The organism is Thiocapsa sp. UBA6158 (assembly GCF_002423035.1).
Lineage (GTDB): Bacteria > Pseudomonadota > Gammaproteobacteria > Chromatiales > Chromatiaceae > Thiocapsa.
Genome location: NZ_DIUM01000138.1, coordinates 62,647 through 81,869, shown reverse-complemented (window position 1 = coordinate 81,869; position 19,223 = coordinate 62,647). Strand labels below are relative to the sequence as shown.

Annotated in this window: 17 protein-coding genes; 5 read left to right on the top strand and 12 right to left on the bottom strand. The window is 64.9% G+C overall.

Features of this window, described 5'->3' with window-relative positions; translation table 11 throughout:
* Positions 1 to 117: 117 nt before the first annotated feature.
* From B4N44_RS19710 to nudE, 6 genes are all read right to left on the bottom strand, one after another.
* Positions 118 to 966 (bottom strand): urease accessory protein UreD, encoded by an 849-nt coding sequence (locus B4N44_RS19710; RefSeq protein ID WP_296704776.1) that lies wholly within the window; start codon positions 964 to 966, stop codon positions 118 to 120.
* A 96-nt stretch (positions 967 to 1,062) separates the two neighbouring features.
* A complete protein-coding gene (locus B4N44_RS19705) occupies positions 1,063 to 2,916 on the bottom strand; it encodes an OmpA family protein (protein ID WP_296704773.1) in 1,854 nt (617 codons plus the stop codon).
* Between the two features lie 119 nt (positions 2,917 to 3,035).
* Positions 3,036 to 4,256 carry an acetate/propionate family kinase gene (locus tag B4N44_RS19700; protein WP_296704771.1) on the bottom strand — a complete coding sequence of 407 codons (1,221 nt, stop codon included), beginning with the start codon at positions 4,254 to 4,256 and terminating at the stop codon, positions 3,036 to 3,038.
* 13 nt (positions 4,257 to 4,269) lie between these two features.
* The gene (pta, locus tag B4N44_RS19695) at positions 4,270 to 6,408 is read right to left on the bottom strand and encodes a phosphate acetyltransferase (protein WP_296704769.1); all 2,139 of its coding nucleotides are present in this window, start codon (positions 6,406 to 6,408) and stop codon (positions 4,270 to 4,272) included.
* A 340-nt stretch (positions 6,409 to 6,748) separates the two neighbouring features.
* Complete coding sequence (locus B4N44_RS19690) at positions 6,749 to 7,795, bottom strand: thioredoxin family protein (RefSeq protein ID WP_296704766.1); 1,047 nt, start codon at positions 7,793 to 7,795, stop codon at positions 6,749 to 6,751.
* A gap of 115 nt (positions 7,796 to 7,910) precedes the next feature.
* Positions 7,911 to 8,456 (bottom strand): ADP compounds hydrolase NudE, encoded by a 546-nt coding sequence (nudE, locus tag B4N44_RS19685; protein ID WP_296704763.1) that lies wholly within the window; start codon positions 8,454 to 8,456, stop codon positions 7,911 to 7,913.
* 69 nt (positions 8,457 to 8,525) lie between these two features.
* Between nudE and yrfG the strand changes: the two genes are divergently transcribed.
* Positions 8,526 to 9,191 carry a GMP/IMP nucleotidase gene (gene yrfG, locus B4N44_RS19680; RefSeq protein WP_296704760.1) on the top strand — a complete coding sequence of 222 codons (666 nt, stop codon included), beginning with the start codon at positions 8,526 to 8,528 and terminating at the stop codon, positions 9,189 to 9,191.
* A 42-nt stretch (positions 9,192 to 9,233) separates the two neighbouring features.
* On the opposite strand, the gene B4N44_RS19675 is transcribed toward yrfG, so the two are convergent.
* A complete protein-coding gene (locus tag B4N44_RS19675) occupies positions 9,234 to 10,853 on the bottom strand; it encodes a DEAD/DEAH box helicase (protein ID WP_296704757.1) in 1,620 nt (539 codons plus the stop codon).
* Between the two features lie 232 nt (positions 10,854 to 11,085).
* On the opposite strand from B4N44_RS19675, the gene trxA reads away from it, so the two are divergent.
* The 3 genes from trxA (at position 11,086) to B4N44_RS19660 (ending at position 14,146) form a co-directional block, all read left to right on the top strand.
* Positions 11,086 to 11,412, top strand: coding sequence for a thioredoxin TrxA (gene trxA, locus B4N44_RS19670; RefSeq protein WP_007192251.1), 327 nt, complete (start codon positions 11,086 to 11,088; stop codon positions 11,410 to 11,412).
* A 218-nt stretch (positions 11,413 to 11,630) separates the two neighbouring features.
* Positions 11,631 to 12,833, top strand: coding sequence for a transcription termination factor Rho (gene rho, locus B4N44_RS19665; protein WP_296704752.1), 1,203 nt, complete (start codon positions 11,631 to 11,633; stop codon positions 12,831 to 12,833).
* Between the two features lie 194 nt (positions 12,834 to 13,027).
* Entirely contained in the window at positions 13,028 to 14,146 is a 1,119-nt protein-coding gene (locus tag B4N44_RS19660; RefSeq protein WP_296704750.1) for a hypothetical protein, read from the top strand.
* Here the strand turns inward: B4N44_RS19660 and B4N44_RS19655 are convergent.
* Complete coding sequence (locus B4N44_RS19655) at positions 14,092 to 14,736, bottom strand: CIA30 family protein (RefSeq protein ID WP_296704747.1); 645 nt, start codon at positions 14,734 to 14,736, stop codon at positions 14,092 to 14,094. The genes B4N44_RS19660 and B4N44_RS19655 overlap by 55 nt on opposite strands.
* A gap of 135 nt (positions 14,737 to 14,871) precedes the next feature.
* Here B4N44_RS19655 and B4N44_RS19650 point away from each other — a divergent pair, with 135 nt between their 5' ends.
* Positions 14,872 to 15,363, top strand: coding sequence for a DUF192 domain-containing protein (locus B4N44_RS19650; RefSeq protein WP_296704746.1), 492 nt, complete (start codon positions 14,872 to 14,874; stop codon positions 15,361 to 15,363).
* A gap of 55 nt (positions 15,364 to 15,418) precedes the next feature.
* Here the strand turns inward: B4N44_RS19650 and B4N44_RS19645 are convergent, their stop codons facing one another.
* From B4N44_RS19645 to hisG, 4 genes are read right to left on the bottom strand one after another with little or no spacing between them, the layout of a single operon-like run.
* The gene (locus tag B4N44_RS19645) at positions 15,419 to 16,015 is read right to left on the bottom strand and encodes a Uma2 family endonuclease (protein WP_296704743.1); all 597 of its coding nucleotides are present in this window, start codon (positions 16,013 to 16,015) and stop codon (positions 15,419 to 15,421) included.
* A 44-nt stretch (positions 16,016 to 16,059) separates the two neighbouring features.
* A complete protein-coding gene (gene hisC / locus B4N44_RS19640; RefSeq protein WP_296704739.1) occupies positions 16,060 to 17,136 on the bottom strand; it encodes a histidinol-phosphate transaminase in 1,077 nt (358 codons plus the stop codon).
* Positions 17,137 to 17,154: 18 nt separating this feature from the next.
* Positions 17,155 to 18,483 (bottom strand): histidinol dehydrogenase, encoded by a 1,329-nt coding sequence (gene hisD / locus B4N44_RS19635; protein ID WP_296704736.1) that lies wholly within the window; start codon positions 18,481 to 18,483, stop codon positions 17,155 to 17,157.
* A 6-nt stretch (positions 18,484 to 18,489) separates the two neighbouring features.
* The gene (gene hisG, locus B4N44_RS19630) at positions 18,490 to 19,191 is read right to left on the bottom strand and encodes an ATP phosphoribosyltransferase (protein ID WP_296704733.1); all 702 of its coding nucleotides are present in this window, start codon (positions 19,189 to 19,191) and stop codon (positions 18,490 to 18,492) included.
* Positions 19,192 to 19,223: the final 32 nt, after the last annotated feature.

Genomic DNA, 19,223 nt, shown 5'->3' with positions numbered 1-19,223 from the left:
GCTGAGGCACGACGCTAATCACCATTCATTTTATTCCAAAGAGTCTCGACCGTGACGCTGAATGCTCCATGCCTGGCCGAGCGCGGCCCGAGCATCGCAGATCCGGCCGAAGGCGGTTCAGGTCGCCCAGATCCGCGGTATCGATGCGCCCAAACCCAACAGACCGGGGCGTAAATCGGACCACAGACGCATGAACAAACGACTGACCGGCTCGACCTCGGGCGCGAGTGCCCGGATCACCAGGAGGTCATCGATCAGGGTCGCACCGACCGGATAAGCCGCGGCCTCGCTCAGACGGTGGCGAGCAGCTGCGAGCGTCTCGGCACGGGCTCCGGTCGCGACAAAGGTGGCACAGACCGGGAAACCGCGTAAGCCGGCGGACCCGTCCAGGCTCGGCGTGCCCGCCACGCGCAGCCGATCGGTCAAGAGCGGCCGATCGTCGCGGGACAGGGTCATGGCGATCTCGGCTTGCCCCTCGGCGAAGCGCTCCCCGATCGCGGGGCGTCCGAGACACTGGATCTCCCAACCGATAAAGCGGGCATCGCCCGAAAGCGCAATCTCGGTGCTCAGACGACACGAGGCGCCGGGAAAGAAGATGTTTTCGTGCGGAAACCATTCGAGCACGCCGCCTGCGGACAGGACCAGACGTTGCGTCTGCAGACCGATCGGTCCGGCACTGCGATAAAATTTCGTCGCTCCCGGCGCCGTGACCAAGACGTGTGCGCCGCCCGCCACCCGGATCTCGAGCTCCAGCCGATCGCCGCCCACCACGCCGCCGGGCGGATGCAGAAGATAGAGATGGCAGGGCGCACCCTCTGGATGGAAGGGGCGTTGGATCGTCAAGGGGCCGAGCTGATGCTTGCCGACAACCCGACTGCGCCCGTGCCGCAGGGCGATCTCGAGCTCCAAGCGGGCTTGCCAGCCCGAGTCGGCAAGCGGGGCCGGAGCAATCGCTTGCATGATCATGCCGTCTTGCTCGCCGAGCCGCGCGAAAACGATCCGACCATGTGTTGCCGGCGGAGGTGCGACCAAGCCGTCACCTGCGCCCCCGCGCCAGCCGGATCAACCCTCGCTGACATAGACCTCGACACGGCGATTTTCGGCACGTCCTGCCGGCGTCTCGTTGTCGGCAATCGGGCGCTCCGGCCCGAGGCCCTGAGCCGTCAGCCGCTCGGGCTCGACGCCGCGCTCGATCAGTGCCTGCTTAACCGCCTCGGCGCGTTGTTGCGACAAGGCGAGGTTGGCGGCCGCGTCACCGAGACTGTCGGTATGCCCCTCGATTCGAATGCTGAGGTCGGGATAGGCATCGAGCAGCGCCGCGATCCGATCCAAACTCGGCAGATTGTCGCCGGCCAGGGTCGCCATCGCCGGTTGAAAACGCAGCTCCGTATCGGCCAGCTCGAGCAGCACGCCGCGATCGGTGTAGGCGCCGTTCAGCTCCGAGAAGCGCCGGTAAAGGTCACGCACCTCGGCCACCCTCCGATCGGCCGTCTGCTGCAGGGACATCCGCGCCTGATCGGCCTTGCGGCGTTCCTCGGCGATCGTCGCCTCCAGTGCGGCAATCCGGGCCGTGGCCTCGTTCAACGCCTTCGAGCCGATCTGCACTGCGGATTCACGCGCCTGCGTCAACTCGGTCTGCAGATCGGCCAGCTCGGACCTCGCGCTGTCGAGCGCAGCATTGAGCGCGACGGCCAACGCATCCTTCTCTTCGGCAACCTTCGCCTTCTCCGCCTGCTCGCTCCCGAGCTGCTCGGCGAGCGCGGCGATCCTCTCCTCGCCCTCTTGGATGCGACCTGCCAGCTCTTCCTTGGCCTGCGCCAGCGCGGCCTCGGCAGCTTCGCTCCGTGCCTGCAGTGCAGACAGTGCATCCGGCGCGACCGACTGCTCCAATTCCTCGGCGAGGGTCTCGATACGCGCCTGCGCGTCGGCCAACTGCGCGGCGGCGGTCGCCTTGGCGTCTTCCAGCGCCGCGGCAGCCTCGACTCTCGCCGTCTCGAGCTCGGCCTCGGTCTGCGCAAGCCGCTCTTGAAGCGAGCCCAAGGCTTCGGTCGACTCCGCCTGCTCGCCGGACTGAACGAGCGCTGCACGGGCGTCGGTCAACTCACCTTCCAACGCAGCGATCCGTTCGGCCTGCGCGTCGCGAACGCTCGCAAACTCGGCCTGCAAGGCCTCGAGCTCCGTCCGAGCCGATGCCGATGTCTCGGCCAGCTCGGTGCAAAACGCAGCCGTCTCATCATCCAAGGCCACGTCCGAGGGGAGCAAGCCGGCCTTCTGGGCCGCACGCATCAACTCGCTGTCTTTCGGTGTGGCCTTCGCCAGTTTCACCCGTTCGTTGAGGTGGCGCTCGAGCTCCTCGATCTGCGCGCGGTGCTCCATCGTCGAGTCGGCGATCACCTGCTGGAGCCCGGTCAATTCGGTTCGAAGCTCCTCGGCCTTTGCGACGGCCGTCTCGTACTGGCCTTGAAGTGCCTTGAAGGCGGCGATCCCGCGGTCGCGCTCTTCGATCACCGCGGCGGTCTTATCCTGCTCGGCGGCAAGCGCACTCGCGTCGGTCAGGCGCAGCACCTCGATGTCCTCTTCGAGCTTCGCGTTGCTCTGCTCGAGGGCGGTGATCCGCTCCGTCAGGCCCTGTTTCTCTTCCGAATGCAGGTCGGCCAGCTGCTGTTTTTCCCCGGAGTGCCGTTCGGTCAGCTCCGCGATCCGTTCCTCGCGCTGCGTGACCTCTTCGCGGATGTCGCCGATGCGGGCATCTCGCTCCTTGATTTGCGCGGCCGCCTCGGCGATCTGCGCGTCCTTGACTGCGAGCTGTTCCGAAAGATGAGCCGAATACCAATCGTAGAGCAGATAGACGCCGATCAGCGCCGCCAGCAAAACCCAGACAAGCGGACGCACCAACGAGGAATTGGAATCGGACATCGTCATCTCCTAAGGCGGTCGTTGTTATTAGGTCTACGAGCCCGAGCGATTATCCGGGAAAGGGAACCAGGCCGCCAGCCGCGGGCCGTCGCTCGACCTGCGGCGGCGAGCCTCGAGGCTCATCCCTCGCTCGGCACCTGCGAGGCGGCAGCCAGCGACTGCTGCGCGATCTCCAGCTCCTCGTTGGTGGGAATCACCAGCACCTGCACTGCACTCTCGGGCGTACTGATGCAGCGCTCGCCGCGCTCTTCGAGGGCGTAGTTGGCTGAATCGTCCATCTTGATCCCGAGATTCTCCAATCCCTCGCAGGCGCGACAGCGGATCTCGGCGGCGTTCTCGCCGATACCGCCGGTGAAGACGACGGCATCGACCCGGCCGAGTTCGGCGTAATAGGCGCCGATATATTTCTTGATGCGATGGGCCGTGATGCCGATCGCCAGCTCCGCGCCGTCGTTGCCTTCCTCGGCCAGACGGTCGATCTCGCGCATGTCGTTCACGCCGCAGATCCCCAGCAGACCGCTCTGACGGTTCAACAGATCTTCAATCGCGTCCGTATCCAGGCCGAGGTTCTTCGCAAGGTAGAAGAGAACGGCCGGATCGATATCGCCGCAGCGCGTGCCCATGACCAAACCCTCCAGCGGGGTAAGACCCATGGAGGTGTCCACGCTCTTGCCCTCGCGGATCGCCGCTGCACTGGAGCCGTTGCCCAGATGCAGCGTGATCAGGTTGCAGCCCTCCAAAGGTCGGCCGAGCATCGTGGCGGCCCGTTTGGCGACATAGTAATGCGAGGTCCCGTGGAACCCGTAGCGGCGGATCCTGTGCTCCCGATACAGCCACTCCGGAATCGCATAGCGATAGGACGTCCGCGGCATCGTCTGATGGTAAGCGGTATCGAAGACGGCGACCGAGGGGACCGTCGGAAAGAGCCGTCGCGCGACCTCGATGCCGACGAGATGGGCCGGATTGTGCAGCGGTGCGAGGGGCACCACGTCCCGAATGGCATCGACGACCGCATCGTCGACGATGGTCGGGCGCTTGAAATGCTCACCGCCGTGGACGACGCGGTGACCGATCGCGGCCAGCTCCGAGACATCGCCCAGGACCCGAGTCTCGTGCAGCGCCTTGACGATTCGATCGATCCCCTCTTGGTGGGTCGGAATCGGCACCCGGGCGCGGCCCGACTGCCGGATCCCGGATGCATCCAGCCATTCCTCCTTGATCTCGCCCTCGGGCTCGCCGATGCGCGACACCGAGCCCGAGGCGAGGGCGACCCAATCCTCGCTGCGGAAGAGCTGATATTTGATCGACGAGCTGCCTGAATTGAGGACAAGTACCTTCACCTGAGTCTCCTGATCAGTCTCGAGCGATAGCGACAGCATCGGCTTCGGCTCGCGCCGAGGCGAGTGAGTGATCGTTCTGTGCCTGAATCGCGGTGATCGTCACCGTATTGACGATATCGGTGACGGTGCAGCCGCGACTCAGATCGTTGACGGGCTTCTTCAGACCCTGCAGCACCGGGCCGATCGCTACGGCATTGGCGCTGCGCTGGACCGCCTTGTAGGTGTTGTTGCCGGTATTGAGATCCGGAAAGATGAAGACGGTCGCGCGACCGGCGACCTCGCTGTCGGGCATCTTCGAGCGGGCCACCCCGACGTCCACCGCTGCATCGTACTGGATCGGACCTTCCAGCTTGAGGTCGGGACGCCGCGCGCGCGCGATCCGCACCGCCTCGCGCACGCGCTCCACATCGGCACCTTTGCCGGAGCTGCCGCTCGAGTAGGACAGCATGGCGACCCTGGGCTCGATCCCGAAGGCGGCGGCCGTGCCGGCCGAGGTGATGGCGATATCGGCGAGGTCTTCCGAGGTCGGGTTCGGGTTGACGGCGCAGTCGCCGTAGACCAAGACCCGATCGGCGAGACACATGAAGAAGACGCTGGAGACGAGCTTCACCCCCGGCTTGGTCTTGATGATCTCGAACGCCGGTCGGATGGTGTGCTGGGTGGTATGCACGGCACCCGAGACCATCCCGTCAGCATCGCCTGCATAAACCATCATGGTGCCGAAATAGCTCACGTCTTCCAAGGCGTCGCGTGCCATCTGCTCGGAGATGCACTTGTGCTTGCGCAGCTCGAAGTAGGTTTGCGCGTAGCGCTCGCGATCCGGGGTGGTGAGCGGGTCGATGATCGGGATGTCGTCCAGCTTGAGCCCCAGCTCGCCGATGCGGCGGCGGATCTTCTCGGGGTCGCCGAGCAGGGTGAGGTCCACGACCTGGCGCAGCGTCAGGATCTCCGCCGCCCGCAGGATCCGCTCGTCGGTGCCCTCGGGCAGCACGATGCGCTGACGCCGCGTCTTGGCGCGACGCACCAGCTCGTACTCGAACATCAGCGGCGTGGTTCGATCCGAGTGTCGGACCGCGATCCGATCGCGCAGCTCGTCGACGTCCACATGTCCTTCGAAGAGGCCGAGTCCGGCCGCGATCTTGCGCTCGTCGCCGGGGAGGATCGTCGCCTCGATGCCGTTGACCCTCATCGCGGTGGTGAAGGTATCGGTCGGCACCCGCAGGATCGAGACCTTGGTCCGGCGCAGCCCCTCGAGCAAACGCTGGACGTTCTCCGCCGGCTGCAGTCCGCCGGTCAGGAGCAGTCCGGCCACGCGCGGGAAGGACGAGGAGACGTCGGCCGCGAGACTCGCGAGGATGATGTCGGAGCGGTCGCCGGCGGTGATGATGAGACAGCCGTCCTCGATGTAGCTGAGGAAATCCGGGACCTCCATCGCAGCGATCTTGTAGTTGGAGACGACCTGATTCATGGCGTCACCGTCGCCGCAGAGACACTCGCAGTCCAAGGCCTTGCGGATCTCGCCTACCGTCGGCATGCCGAGTGCCGCCTGGCGCGGCAGCACATAGACGTTTTCGCGCTCGGGCAAGAGCTTGCGGGCACGGGTCTTGACGGTTTCGACATGCTCCGGGTCGACCCCGTTGATGACGCTCGCGAGGAAGTCTCCCCCGCGATTGCGCATCGACTCGTGGGCCATGTAGAGCGCCTCGAGCGCCTCTTCCGGGCTGCGCCCGAAGCCCTTCACCACGACGACGACGTTGCAGCCGAGGTTGTTGGCCAGATCGGCGTTGAAGTCGAACTCCAAAGAAGGCACCAAGCCGTCGAAGTCGGTTCCGGCGCAGACGACGAGGTCGCAACGCTCTTCGAGCATCTTAAACTTGTTCAAAATCATCTTGAGCAGCTCGTCGTAATGCCCGGCTGCGATTAGGCGACTGGCGGTCTCCGCCGTGCAGCCGTAAAGCATCTCCGGAGAGAAGGGCAGGTCGTAACGGCTGCGGATGAGCGTGGTCAGGTTGTCCTGCTCGACGCCTTTGGAGACGATCGGACGGAAGAACCCCACCTTCCGATTGACGGCGTAGAGCATCTCCATGAAGCCCAGAACAACCACGGACTTACCGCTGCCGGCACCGGCACCGGCGATATAGACGCTTTGCATGGATCTTCCTCTTGCGCGAAACAGGCTGGACGGGGTCGAGCGACCCGATCGGATGATTGGATGCTTCGGCACGACGAACGCCCCGAATGCTGCACTGCGCAAAAATACCAGATAACCCCTACCGGCCGCGACCTCGCATTAAGCTGCGTCCGCGCGACATGTGGATGTGCGAATCAGGTTCGCACCGTCGAGTGCACCAAATGCCTTATCCCTGACGCGGCTTAAGTCATTAAAATTTTTATCATCTTGAACCGCGTCGACGTCGACGCCTGTCGGTATCCACGAGATCGAGGCAAACCCAGTACCGTCCATGTCACGCCGGACGCGGTTCAACGGCGGTTCAACGCGCCTCGGACAGCCGCCACTCCCCGAAACTCTCGGTCAAGTACGCCTTGCTGCTGATGTAGTTCAAGACGTTGCGCAGCCGGTAGAAGCGCACGACCGAGTCGACACGCAGCAGTTCCTTGCCGCGCTCGTCGAAGAAAAGGATCGACGGGGCATAGAAAAGCCCGAGCTGCTCGGCCCACGCGCGTGCCGTGGTTCGCTCGCCGGAGGGCGTGACGACGGGTGTATCGGACCACATGTCGAGCTGGACGCTGTCGAAGTTGCCGAAATAGCCCGTGATCGCGGGCTCCTTCAGGGCTTGGCCGTGCAGCACGTCACAGGCGTGACAATCGCCCTGCTCGAAGAAGACGGCGAGCAGGCGCTCGCTCGGGAAGCGTCGATCCAGGTTGTGGGGTGGCTTCGCGAAGAAGGGCTGCTCGTTCAGGTCCCCCGGCTCGAACACCATCCGATTCTCGCCGCGGGCGAGGTAATCCCGAAAGGTCTCGCGGGCATAGTGCCCGTCGGCGACATACTCGAGCGCGGCACGGAACTGATAGGGCGGATAGTAGCCGCGCAGACGCAGGGCCAGCTTGCCCTCGGCGTCGTAGAAGAGCAGCGACGGGGTGAAGTTGGTGTCCTCGCGAACGGAAAACTCCCGCTCGGTCATCACCTCGCCGTCGATCGTCGTGACCTCCTCCATACCCCAGACGTCGATTGCGACCAGATCGAAATGGCGCTGGGTGTACTCGAGGATATCGGAAAGGCCGAAGTTCTCATTCAGAAGCTTGTGGCAGTAAGCACAATGTTTCTGGCCGAAATAGACGATCAACCCCTGTTTGTCCTCGGCGATCGCCTCTTCGAGATCGTTCGGAAGATCGAGGAAACCCGTCTTGAACCAATCCGGATGCTCGAGCAAATCCTCGCGCGGGAAGTCGTCGAAGCTGTAGATTGAGTCATCGGGCGGAGGCATGTCTTGGGCCTTCGCGCCGTCGACACCCGTCGGGGCGCCCGTAATCAGACCCAGTGTCAAGACGATCGCCGAGGCGGCGGATAAGCGCAACATGCGTGATCTCCGTTGGGGGTTTAAACCGCATCCAGACGCATACCGCACCGGGCGCGGATTAGTCGTCAACGCCGTGCGGGGCGCATCCGGATGACCGGATTCGGAATCGTCTCGGTCAGGGCTCGCGACCCATGACGCGCAGGGCGATGAAGAGGGCCGCGACCGATCGTGCCTCGTTGAAATCCTCGCGAGCAAGCAGCTCGTCGATCGCGTCGAGCCTCCAAGGCACCACCTCGATCGGCTCCGGCTCGTCGCCGGGGAGTGACTTGGGATAGAGATCGCGCGCCAGCACGATGAGACTATGATGCTGGATGTAACCGGGGACCAACGAGACGCGTTTGATCATCTGCAGCTCGCGCGCACCGTAGCCGATCTCCTCCTGGATCTCGCGATCCGCGGCGACCAAGGGATCCTCGCCGGCCTCCACGACGCCCTTGGGCAGGCCGAGCTCGTAGCGGTCGCTGCCGGCACCGTATTCGCGGATCAGGAGGACCGTCTCGGCGTCGAGCATGGGGACGATCATGACCGAATCCGTGCCGCCGGGCACGCGCTCGAAGGTACGGCGCGCGCCGTTGGCAAACTCCAGATCGACCTCCTCAACCCGGAACAAGCGGCTCTGGGCGACGATGCGCCGATCCAGTATTTTCGGTTTGCGAAGCATGAACGAAACTCCGATGGGTCAAGTCGCTGCAAAGCGACGCTGGAACAACGAGGCGATAAGGGGTATGGCATGATCGATTGGCAGCGGATCGACACCGTCTTTTTGGACATGGACGGCACACTGCTCGACCTGCATTTCGACAATCATTTTTGGCTCGAGCATGTCCCCGAGCGTTACGCGCAAGCCCGAGGGCTCGCGCCCGAGGTCGCCAAGGCCCAGCTGCTCGCCCGCTATCGCGATATCGAGGGCACACTCGAGTGGTATTGCGTCGACCACTGGAGCCGCGAGCTCGGCCTGGATATCGCCCTGCTCAAGCAGGAGGTCGAGCATCTGATCGCGGTGCATCCGCATGTGCTCGATTTTCTCGAGGCGCTCGAGCGACGCGGCAAGCGCCGCGTCCTGGTGACCAACGCCCATCAAAAGGCGCTCGCGCTCAAGCTCTCGCGGACGCGGCTCGGCGGACACTTCGAGCGGATTATCTGCTCGCATGACCTGCGGATCGCCAAGGAGGCGCCGGGCTTCTGGTCGCTTGTTCACGCGATCGAGCCCTTCGATGTGGAGCGCACACTCTTCGTCGACGACAGCACGCGCGTCTTGCAGGCGGCGCGCGACTTCGGGTTTCACTGGCTGATGGCGGTCGTCGAGCCCGACTCGACGGGTCCGAGACGCGAGGTCGCCGACTTTCCGGCGATCGCTCACTTCGGCGATCTGCTTGCGAGTCTGCATTCGGACTGACGCACGCAGGGGCAGCAGGGGCACGGAGCGCGGCGACGCCGCTTAATCGACCGGCTCGGGTGCCGGAGAGGACGTCGCCGGATTCGCGCCGTCTGCGTCCGGCTTCTTGGACCGACGCCGGCGGCGGCGTTTCTTCGGTTCTCCCGTCGGGATCTCCGAGGTTCCCGACTCCGCGCGCGGCGCACCCCTTGCCGGGCCGGAGAACAGCGGCGCTGCGGTCATCGCCGCAGGATCCGTCAGTGCAGCGATCTCGGGCTGTCTCCGGGGTGCAGCCACAGGGGTGTCGGCCTGAGTCTCCTTGGAGTCCGCCCTCGACTGCGCCTCTGACCGGGATGGCGACCGGGTTGGCGAGCGCCGCTCACCGCCCGCGCGCGGACGGCGCTCGCCGCGCCCGGCACCGGCCCCGCCACTGCCGCCACGGGGCGGGCGTGCAGGCCGCGCCTCGCACCGATCCTCGCGATCCGGGCGCATCCGGCTGCGCGGATTCACCTCGGCGAGCAACGCCGGATCGACCGGCTCGACCGGGATCTTCGCCCCGATGAAGGCCTCGATGTCCGGCAGGCAGAAGGCATAGGTCTCGCAGACGAAGCCGATCGCGTCCCCGGCGGCGCCGGCACGCGCGGTCCGACCGATGCGGTGGACATAGTCCTCCGGATCCTCGGGCAGGTCGTAGTTCACCACATGGGTCACGTCCGGGATGTGCAGGCCGCGTGCGGCTACGTCCGTGCCGACCAACACGGGGAGCTTGCCCTCGGTGAAGTCCTTCAGGAGCTTCAGGCGTTTCTTCTGGGGCACGTCCCCGGAGAGCACCGCGGTGTTGATGCCGTTGCCCTGGAGAAAACCCCAAACTCGATCGGCCTCGCGTTTGGTGTTGACGAAGACCATGATGCGCGCATCGTCCCAGCCGCGGACCAGACCGAGCAGCAAGGCGATCTTCTCCTCGTTGGAGGTCATGTAGCAGCATTGGCGCACGCGATCGGCCGTGATGGTCTCGGTCTCGATCTTCACGAGCTGCGGGTGGTTCATGTGCTCGTAGGCGAGCTCGGTGACGCGATAGGAGAGTGTCGCCGAGAAGAGGAGCCCCTGACGGTTCTCCGGCGGCGGCATACGTCGCAGCAGAAAGCGGATATCCTTGATGAAGCCGAGGTCGAACATGCGGTCGGCCTCGTCGAGTACGACTGCCTCGATCGCCTGCAGATCGAAGACCTTTTGCTTGAAATAGTCGATCAGGCGCCCCGGAGTCCCGATGAGGATATCGACGCCGCCGGCGACCCGGTCGCGCTGCTCCTGATAGCCCGCACCGCCGTAGACCACCGCGATGCGCAGACCCGTATGCTTGGCCAGCAACTCCGTATCCCGATGGATCTGCACGGCAAGCTCGCGGGTCGGAGCGAGAATCAGCGCACGCGGACGTGCGATCTGTGCCGGGGCGGGCGCGGGATTGGTCAGCAGACGCTGCATCAGGACGATCAGGAAGGCGGCGGTCTTGCCCGTGCCGGTCTGAGCTTGACCGGCGACGTCCCGTCCCGACAACGCGATCGGCAGGGTCTGTTCCTGAATCGGGGTACAGCGTGTAAAGCCGGCTTCGTCGAGTCCGTCGATGATCCGTTGATCGAGCGCGAAGCTGTCGAAGCGGGTCTGAGTGAGGTGTTTGTCGGTCATGCCGTGGGGAGTCCCTGGAGCTACGCGCCTCGCGGATTGGCAAGGCTTGCAAATTCTCTTCGCTTTGGATCAAATAGCATCTTACTCAAGGGCACATTCCAACGCCAATTCGCCCGCCTGCTCCTCGACCCGTTCGCGCCGCGCCCAAGCGACCCCCGCTCCGCCGTCATCCGCCGAACGTGATATCGAAACAACCGCCCGTGCCGCAACCATCCTATGGGAGATCACTTCAGTGAGCGATAGCATCGTCCATGTGACCGATGATTCATTCGAAGACGAGGTTTTGAAATCCCTCGAACCTGTGCTCGTGGACTACTGGGCCGACTGGTGCGGACCCTGCAAGATGATCGCACCCGTGCTCGACGAGATCGCCGGGGAGTACGCGGGCCGTATCAAGGTCGCGAAGCTCAACATCGACGAGAACCCCAACACCCCGCCACGCTACGGTATCCGCGGCATCCCGACCCTGATGCTGTTCCGTCAAGGCGAGGTCGAAGCAACCAAGGTCGGCGCGGTGTCCAAGTCTCAATTGACGGCTTTCATCGACAGCAATCTTTAGAGGCCACCGGCGACGGCATCCGGTTCAATCTCCCGGCCGCCCCGCGGACCGGATCCGGTACCGGCACCCATGGCCGCCGATCGACACTCCCGAGGGGCCGCCGCCAAGGCGCCCCGTCCCCGTAAAGCGACCACCCCCAACCGCGTTCCCCCGCAACACGGGCCCTGCCCCGGGGCGTTGCCGACCACCCCTCACCTCCGCCGACGACAAACAATGTGATGAACCTAACCGAACTGAAGAAAGCGCCCGTACCCGAGCTGGTCGCACTGGCCCAGTCCATGGAGATCGAAGGCGTCGGGCGGTCGCGCAAACAGGACCTGATCTTCGCCATCCTCAAGGCGCAGGCCAAACGCGGCGAAGACATCTACGGCGACGGGGTGCTGGAGATCCTGACCGACGGCTTCGGCTTCCTGAGATCCGCAGACGCCTCATATCTCGCCGGGCCGGACGACATCTATGTCTCCCCCAGCCAGATCCGCCGCTTCGCACTGCGCACCGGCGACACCATCTCCGGGAAGATTCGTCCACCCAAGGACGGGGAGCGCTATTTCGCGCTGCTGAAGGTCAACGACATCAACTTCGACCGGCCCGAGAACGCCAAGTCGAAGATCCTCTTCGAGAACTTCACCCCGCTCTTCGCCAACAAGCGGCTCACCCTCGAGATCGGCAACGGCAGCACCGAAGACATCACGGCGCGCACCATCGATCTGGTGGCCCCCATCGGCAAGGGCCAGCGCGGACTCATCGTCTCCCCGCCCAAGGCCGGCAAGACCATGATGTTGCAGAACATCGCCCAATCGATCGGTCACAATCACCCGGATTGTTACCTGATCGTGCTGTTGATCGACGAACGCCCCGAGGAGGTCACCGAGATGGCCCGTTCGGTGCGTGGCGAGGTCATCTCCTCCACCTTCGACGAGCCCGCGACACGCCATGTGCAGGTGGCCGAGATGGTCATCGAAAAGGCCAAGCGCCTNNGCGCCTACAACACGGTCGTCCCCTCCTCCGGCAAGGTCCTGACCGGCGGTGTGGACGCCAACGCACTGCAGCGTCCCAAGCGCTTCTTCGGTGCCGCGCGCAACGTCGAGGAAGGCGGTAGCCTGACCATCCTGGCGACCGCGCTCGTGGACACCGGCTCGCGCATGGACGACGTCATCTACGAAGAGTTCAAGGGTACGGGCAACATGGAGATCCACATGGATCGCCGCATCGCCGAGCGGCGCATCTTCCCGGCCATCAACATCAACCGCTCCGGCACACGCCGCGAAGAGCTGCTGATGAACCCCGCCGAATTGCAGAAGATGTGGATCCTGCGCAAGATCCTGCACCCGATGGACGAGCTCGCCGCGATGGAATTCCTGCACGACAAACTCAAGGCGACCAAGACCAACGACGAGTTCTTCTCCTCCATGAAGGGTTAAACCGCGTCTCGGTGTGACATGCATCGCTCCGCGTCAGTCCGCCGGCCTTGCGCACGCCAACGAACGACGCAGTCGACGCGGTTTAAGTGGTTGTTTTATTCGTTTCTAAACCGCGTCCAACTCGGATCTCGAGGCATCCACCCGACGGCAGTTCCAGACGCAAGCTCAAGGTTCGCTCGGGACGCGATTTAGCCATGTATGCGCCGAAGCCGATGCGCCCGCTCTGGCCGCCGCGGCTCAAGCGGGACAAGACCCGCAAGTCCGGGCACCCCCGGGACCCCAGGCGTCAGCCGCGCATCCCGCTCACGCATCATGAGATCCTGACCCTTGCCGAGCCCTTCACGCGTCGGGGGCGACATGTCGATCTGACCGGGAGCGACCGGCTGACGCGCCGTATCCTCTTCAAACCAACAGAGCATTCGGGCACGCCGGATCATCCGGGCGCACTCACGGAGACCCTCGTCCTTGAAAACCCGAGTCGACAACACTTTCGACTGACTCGGACACTGACCGACGCGGCGGGGCGAGTCGCGACCCTGCGCAGCGACGGGCCGGACCCGAAGGGCCTGATCGAGCGGGTCGATGCGGTGGATCCGAGACGTCAGTTCCCGACGCTCGGCGGCGTTTGCGTGGCCTGCAGCTATCGGGTCGAAACCGACCCGGGCGCGCATGGCGGCTCGCCCGGGACGACCCGTCTCGTACTCCTGCGCGCCTTGACGGACCTCGACGGAATCGGGGTCGAGCTCGACGCTCGGGTCGGGCATGGGATGCCTGCCGAGATCCGGCTCCTTCCAACCCCGCAGCGGACGATCCATCCACCGGAGGATCTGCTGGCGGTCTTGGGATGGGCGTGGCGGTCTTTAGGTCCGTGCGACGGGGGTTGGCGTGCTCGGCTGCGCATTCCCGCTGCCGAGCCGGCACGCACGCCGGATGTCGAAGCCAAGCTGGCACGGACCCTGGGGCACCTCGTCGCGACACTCCGCGCTCCGCCCGTGGACTTTCACCGGACCTGGTTGCGGCAGCGCTGGGCCGCGCTGGCGAGACGCACGCTCGGACTCATGACGATCGCCGGCCTCTTGGCCATCGGTCCGGGGATCCTGATGTTCGGCGCCCCGGAGGGCTCGCCGCTGCGCCTCATGTCGTTCGTGATACCCGCGCTCCTGATCCTCGTTCTGATCGCGCGACACGAGTCTCCGAGGCTGAAGATCCCGCCGTTACCCCGGCCCTTGCCCGGAAACGCCTGGAGGCCTGAACCGGCTCACCGAGACGGATTCCCCGAGACAGGTCGTCGGGATCCATCCGTCTCGCGATAGAAGCCGACCTCGGCGATACAGACGTCGGCGTGAAACACGCGACCGATGCCGAGGACCCCGAGCTTCGTCAATCGACGGGTATCGAGCCGCTGCACCAGCCGATGCGGCTCGAAGGATTCGAAGGGCAGATGGATCTCGCGCCATTCGGGTCCGGCGACGAAGGTCGCGCGGTAGGACTGCCACGGCAAAACGGTCGCCGTGGATTTGAGATGGAGGTTGTAGAGCTCGCGGTTGCCGTGCACCAGGAGCCGAACCCCGTGGAACGCGCTCGCATCCAACGCGCTCTCGGGAGCGCCCGGCGGGGTCAGATCCAGCATCGCCTGCACGAATCCGCCGTTGTTCGCGAGGCTGACCTCGCCGGCGAGACAGAGCGCCTGCCGCCCGTCGAGGACACGCCGCGTGATGGCCCCCTCAGAGCGCCCGCCCATGACCTGGTCGGTCACGGCACGCCAAGGCGTACCCAGTGCCGAGAGACCGTCCGCGCGGGTGAAATCGTCGATCAGACCCGTGTCCGCGATGGATGGATTGAGGCTGGCAAGCATGAGCAGCGACCCCGCGATGATGGAACCGAGAGAGCGACCTTTGTACATTTAAACCGCGTCCAGAGCGAGATGCCGAATTTTCGAGTGAGCTCGACGTTATGGTGCATCCACGGCCCTTAGCGGGGACGCGGTTTAATCACTCAACGATAGATGATCCTTGATATCACGCAACCGGATGAACCCATGATCGCCCGACCGATCAACCTTCACCTTATCCTACCGGCCGCCGCTGCGACACTCTGGCTGTGCGTCGGCATCGCAATCGGCGATACCCCGGCAACCGAGCCCCAATACCTGCCGATCTCGGCCAAGGCCGAGGTGGGCTCGTCAACCATCCTGCTGGAGGTCGCGCGCACGCCGCAGGAGCGCGCACTGGGGCTCATGTTCAGACCGGCACTTGCGGAGGATCGCGGGATGCTCTTCCCCGCCGATCCATCGCATCCGATCCGGATGTGGATGAAGAACGTCCCGGTCGCGCTCGACCTGGTCTTCATTTACGAGGGTCGGATCGTGGCGTTGGCCGAGCAGGTGCCGCCCTGCCTCGAGGCGTCCTGTCCGAGCTACGGCCCCTTCAAGCAAGCGGTCGATCAGGTGCTCGAGCTGCGCGCGGGGCGCGCCGCGGAGTTGGGGCTCAGTCCGGGCGAGCCGATTCGAATCACGGACACGGCACCCTAGAAAGGAAGGCCGATCCATACTCACGAGAGCTTTGATCCGGGTGCGACCGCCACGGTCAGTCGCCTCGATCGTTCCCCTGCTCGAAATCCACCTTATCGTAGATCTCCCGCATCGCGACCCGGCACCCGAGAGAGGCAAGGACCACGTCCGCATCGAGACCCTCGGTCTCGCTCAGCACCCAACGGCCGTCGGACTGGCGGCTGAAGACCTCGACCAGCGGCTGATCCTGGCTGACCAGGACGTATTCTTCGAGGCTCGGCAGTCGGCGGTAGGTCGCGAACTTGCCGCCGCGATCGTAGGCTTCGGTCGATGCGGACAGCACCTCGACGATCAGCGCCGGGTTCAGCAGCACATCATGTCGATCGTCGTGGAAACGAGGCGCTTCGCAGAGCGCCGTCAGATCGGGATACTTTGCGGCGTTCGCCGACTCGATGCGAACCCGCATGTCGCTCGGCAGCACGTGACAGGGTCTGCCCTTGAGCCGGGCGCGCAGCTCGCTTCCTAGATTGAGCACGATCAGATTGTGATTGAAGGAGGCGCCCGTCATGGCGAACACCTCGCCGTTCACATACTCATGCTTGACGTCGCGACCCGCACGCTCGGCGGCGAGATAGTCCTCGAATCCATACTGCGGTTGGGTCTTCAGCGTCATCGATCTTGTCCCGTTCGGGATGCTGCGCCGCCTGATCCGTCAGGCTACAAAAGCCGAGTCAGAGCACTCAGAAAGGCAGCGTTCTCCTCGGCCCGACCGACCGTCACCCGCAGACACTCATCCAGCATGGGGTGCGCGCCGTTGAGGTTCTTGATCAAGATACCCTGATCCTTCAGCCCCGTGAAGACGGCGTCGGCGCGACCCTCGGCGACACGCATCAGGATGAAATTGGCCTCGCTCGGATAGGCGTGGATGCCGTTCAGGGTCGCGAGCGCGCTCTGGAGACGCTGGCGCTCGGCTCGAATCATCCGCGCCTGCTCGTCGAGGAGCGGCTTGTGCTTCAGTGCAAAGACCGCCGAGGCTTGGGTCAAGACGTTGATGTTGTAGGGCAGGCGCACCTTGTCGATCTGCTCGAGCCAGGCGTGCGGACCGACCAGATAACCCAGCCGGATCCCCGCCAGCCCCATCTTCGAGACCGTACGCATCACCAGGAGGTTCTGCCAATCGCCGAGGAGACCCAGGAAGCTGCAATCGGTGAAGGGCGCATAGGCCTCGTCGACGATGACCAGACCGGGCGCCGCCTCGATGATGCGCACCATGTCGTCGGCATCGAAACGATTGCCGGTCGGGTTGTTCGGATAGGCCAGATAGACCAAGGCCGGTTGTTCGCGCTCGATGGCGTCGAGCATGACCGGAAGATCGATCGAGAAGTCCTCGGAGCGCAGAGGCACACCGACATAATCCATCCCGGCGAAGCGCGCGATCATGCGATACATGACGAAACCCGGGTCGAGCGACAGGACCTTGCGTCCGGGCTGGGCGACGGCGATGGCAAGCATCTGGATCAGCTCGTCCGAGCCGTTGCCCAGGAGCAACCCCATGTCCGCCGGGATGCCCATCGCCTCGCGCAAGACCGCCTGGACTGCCGAGCCCTGCGGGTCCGGATAGCGGTTCAGGGCGACCTCGTGCAGGACCTCGAGCCACTCGGCCTTGAGTGCCTCGGGCCAACCGTAAGGGTTCTCCATGGCATCGAGCTTCACCAGTCCCGCCGGATCCGGGACGTGATAGGCCGTCAGTGCGCGGACATCGGGACGAATGAGCTGGCTGATCAGGTCATGCATGAGCGTCTCGCGAAGATCCTAGGATAACCCGGGCTCGGCCGGCGACTGCGCCTCGCCGCGATACTCGGCCGAGCGTGCATGTGCGGTCAGCCCCTCCCCTCGGGCCAACACCGAGGCGGTCTTGGCCAACTGCGCCGCACCGGCGGCCGAGGCCATGATGAGGCTGGATCGCTTCTGGAAGTCGTAGACGCCCAGCGGGGACGAAAAACGCGCCGTGCGCGAGGTCGGCAAGACATGGTTCGGCCCTGCACAATAGTCGCCGACGGCCTCGGCGGTATAGCGCCCCATAAAGATGGCGCCGGCGTGGCGGATCCGGCCCACGATGGCCTGCGGGTCCTCGACCGACAGCTCCAGATGTTCGGGCGCGATCCGGTTGGCGACGGCGACGGCGTCCTCCAGGTCGCGCGCCAGGATCATGGCCCCGCGCCCGCGCAGAGCGGTCGCGATGATGGTCTCGCGCTCCATGGTCGGGAGCAGCCGCTCGATACTCGCGGCAACCCGATCCAGGAAGCCCGCATCCCAGCTCACCAGGATGGATTGGGCGTCCTCGTCGTGCTCGGCCTGCGAAAAGAGGTCCATGGCGATCCAGTCCGGATCCGTCCCGCCGTCGCAGACGACCAGGATCTCGGAAGGACCGGCCACCATGTCGATGCCGACCTGCCCGAACACCGCCCGCTTGGCCGTGGCGACATAGATGTTGCCGGGTCCGACGATCTTGTCGACACCCGGGATCGTCTCGGTCCCGTAGGCGAGTGCGGCCACCGCCTGCGCCCCGCCGACGGCGAAGGCGCGATCCGTTCCGGCGATATGGGCCGCGGCCAGGACCAGCTCGTTGAGCTCCCCGTCGGGTGTGGGCACGACCATGATCAGCTCGCCCACCCCGGCGACCTTGGCCGGGACGGCGTTCATGAGGACCGAGGAGGGATAGGCCGCCTTGCCGCCGGGCACGTACAGCCCGACGCGATCCAGGGGCATGACCTGCTGACCCAGCAGCGTCCCGTCGGCCTCGGTGTAGCTCCAGCTCTCGAGCCTCTGATGCTCGGCATAGACGCGGATCCGCGCGGCGGCGGTCTGCAGGGCCTCGCGTTGCGCCGCCGGGATGCGTCCCCAAGCCGCTTCCAGTCGCGCCCGCGGGATCTCCAGATCGGCGGCGCAGGCGGGTGTCCAACGGTCGAAGCGCGTCGTGTAGTCAAGCAGTGCGGCGTCGCCGCGCGTGCGCAGGTCGCGGATAATGTCGGCGACCGTCTGCTGGACGCGATCGTCCGAGACCGAATCCCAGGCGAGCAGTCCGTCCAAGTCGGATTGAAAGTCGGGGTCGGTCGTCGAAAGACGTCTGATGATGCTCACGGCTGCTCAGCTCCCCGGTCCAGGCGACCGGTCCGGTTGAATTTGGGCCGATTGGGTTGTTGTCGATCGGCCCGCGACGGCCTCGCGCAGCGCGTCCAGCAAGGACGTCACCGCGGCATGTTTCATCTTCCAGGAGGCCTTGTTGACCACCAGGCGCGAGCTGATGTCGGCGATATGCTCGAGCGGAACCAGCCCGTTGGCCTTCAAGGTATTGCCGCTCTCCACCAGATCGACGATGCGATCGGACAGATGGACCAGGGGCGCCAACTCCATCGAGCCGTAGAGCTTGATGATCTCGACTTGCTCGCCCTTGGAGGCGTAGTAGCGCTCGGCGCTTTTGACATACTTGGTCGCGATACGCAGGCGCCGCGTCGTCGGCGCCGCCACGTCCGGCAGACCGGCGACCATCAGACGACAGCGCGCGATACCGAGGTCGAGCGGCTCGTAGAGTCCTTCGCCGCCATGCTCGAGCAGCACGTCCTTGCCCGACACGCCCAGATCCGCCGCACCGTACTGGACATAGGTCGGCACGTCGCTCGCGCGGATGATAAGAAAGCGCACGTGCGCCATGTTGGTTTCGAGGATCAGCTTGCGGCTGGTCTCGGGGTCGTCGACCGGCTCGATCCCGGCATGCGCCAGGAGCGGCAGGGTCTCGTCGAAGATCCGGCCCTTGGAGAGCGCGATGGTAAGCGGCGTGTCGAGACTCATGATGTCGCTGTCCTGTTGGCGCTTGGCGGCCC

Bases quoted from the DNA above. Each gene is read 5' to 3' on its own strand.
- hisG (WP_296704733.1), bottom strand. From the start codon at position 19,191: ATGAGTCTCGACACGCCGCTTACCATCGCGCTCTCCAAGGGCCGGATC.
- nudE (WP_296704763.1), bottom strand. From the start codon at position 8,456: ATGCTTCGCAAACCGAAAATACTGGATCGGCGCATCGTCGCCCAGAGC.
- B4N44_RS19660 (WP_296704750.1), top strand. From the start codon at position 13,028: ATGTATGCGCCGAAGCCGATGCGCCCGCTCTGGCCGCCGCGGCTCAAG.
- B4N44_RS19705 (WP_296704773.1), bottom strand. From the start codon at position 2,916: ATGTCCGATTCCAATTCCTCGTTGGTGCGTCCGCTTGTCTGGGTTTTG.
- B4N44_RS19655 (WP_296704747.1), bottom strand. From the start codon at position 14,736: ATGTACAAAGGTCGCTCTCTCGGTTCCATCATCGCGGGGTCGCTGCTC.
- yrfG (WP_296704760.1), top strand. From the start codon at position 8,526: ATGATCGATTGGCAGCGGATCGACACCGTCTTTTTGGACATGGACGGC.
- B4N44_RS19650 (WP_296704746.1), top strand. From the start codon at position 14,872: ATGATCGCCCGACCGATCAACCTTCACCTTATCCTACCGGCCGCCGCT.
- B4N44_RS19690 (WP_296704766.1), bottom strand. From the start codon at position 7,795: ATGTTGCGCTTATCCGCCGCCTCGGCGATCGTCTTGACACTGGGTCTG.
- hisC (WP_296704739.1), bottom strand. From the start codon at position 17,136: ATGCATGACCTGATCAGCCAGCTCATTCGTCCCGATGTCCGCGCACTG.
- B4N44_RS19675 (WP_296704757.1), bottom strand. From the start codon at position 10,853: ATGACCGACAAACACCTCACTCAGACCCGCTTCGACAGCTTCGCGCTC.
- pta (WP_296704769.1), bottom strand. From the start codon at position 6,408: ATGCAAAGCGTCTATATCGCCGGTGCCGGTGCCGGCAGCGGTAAGTCC.
- B4N44_RS19645 (WP_296704743.1), bottom strand. From the start codon at position 16,015: ATGACGCTGAAGACCCAACCGCAGTATGGATTCGAGGACTATCTCGCC.
- B4N44_RS19710 (WP_296704776.1), bottom strand. From the start codon at position 966: ATGATCATGCAAGCGATTGCTCCGGCCCCGCTTGCCGACTCGGGCTGG.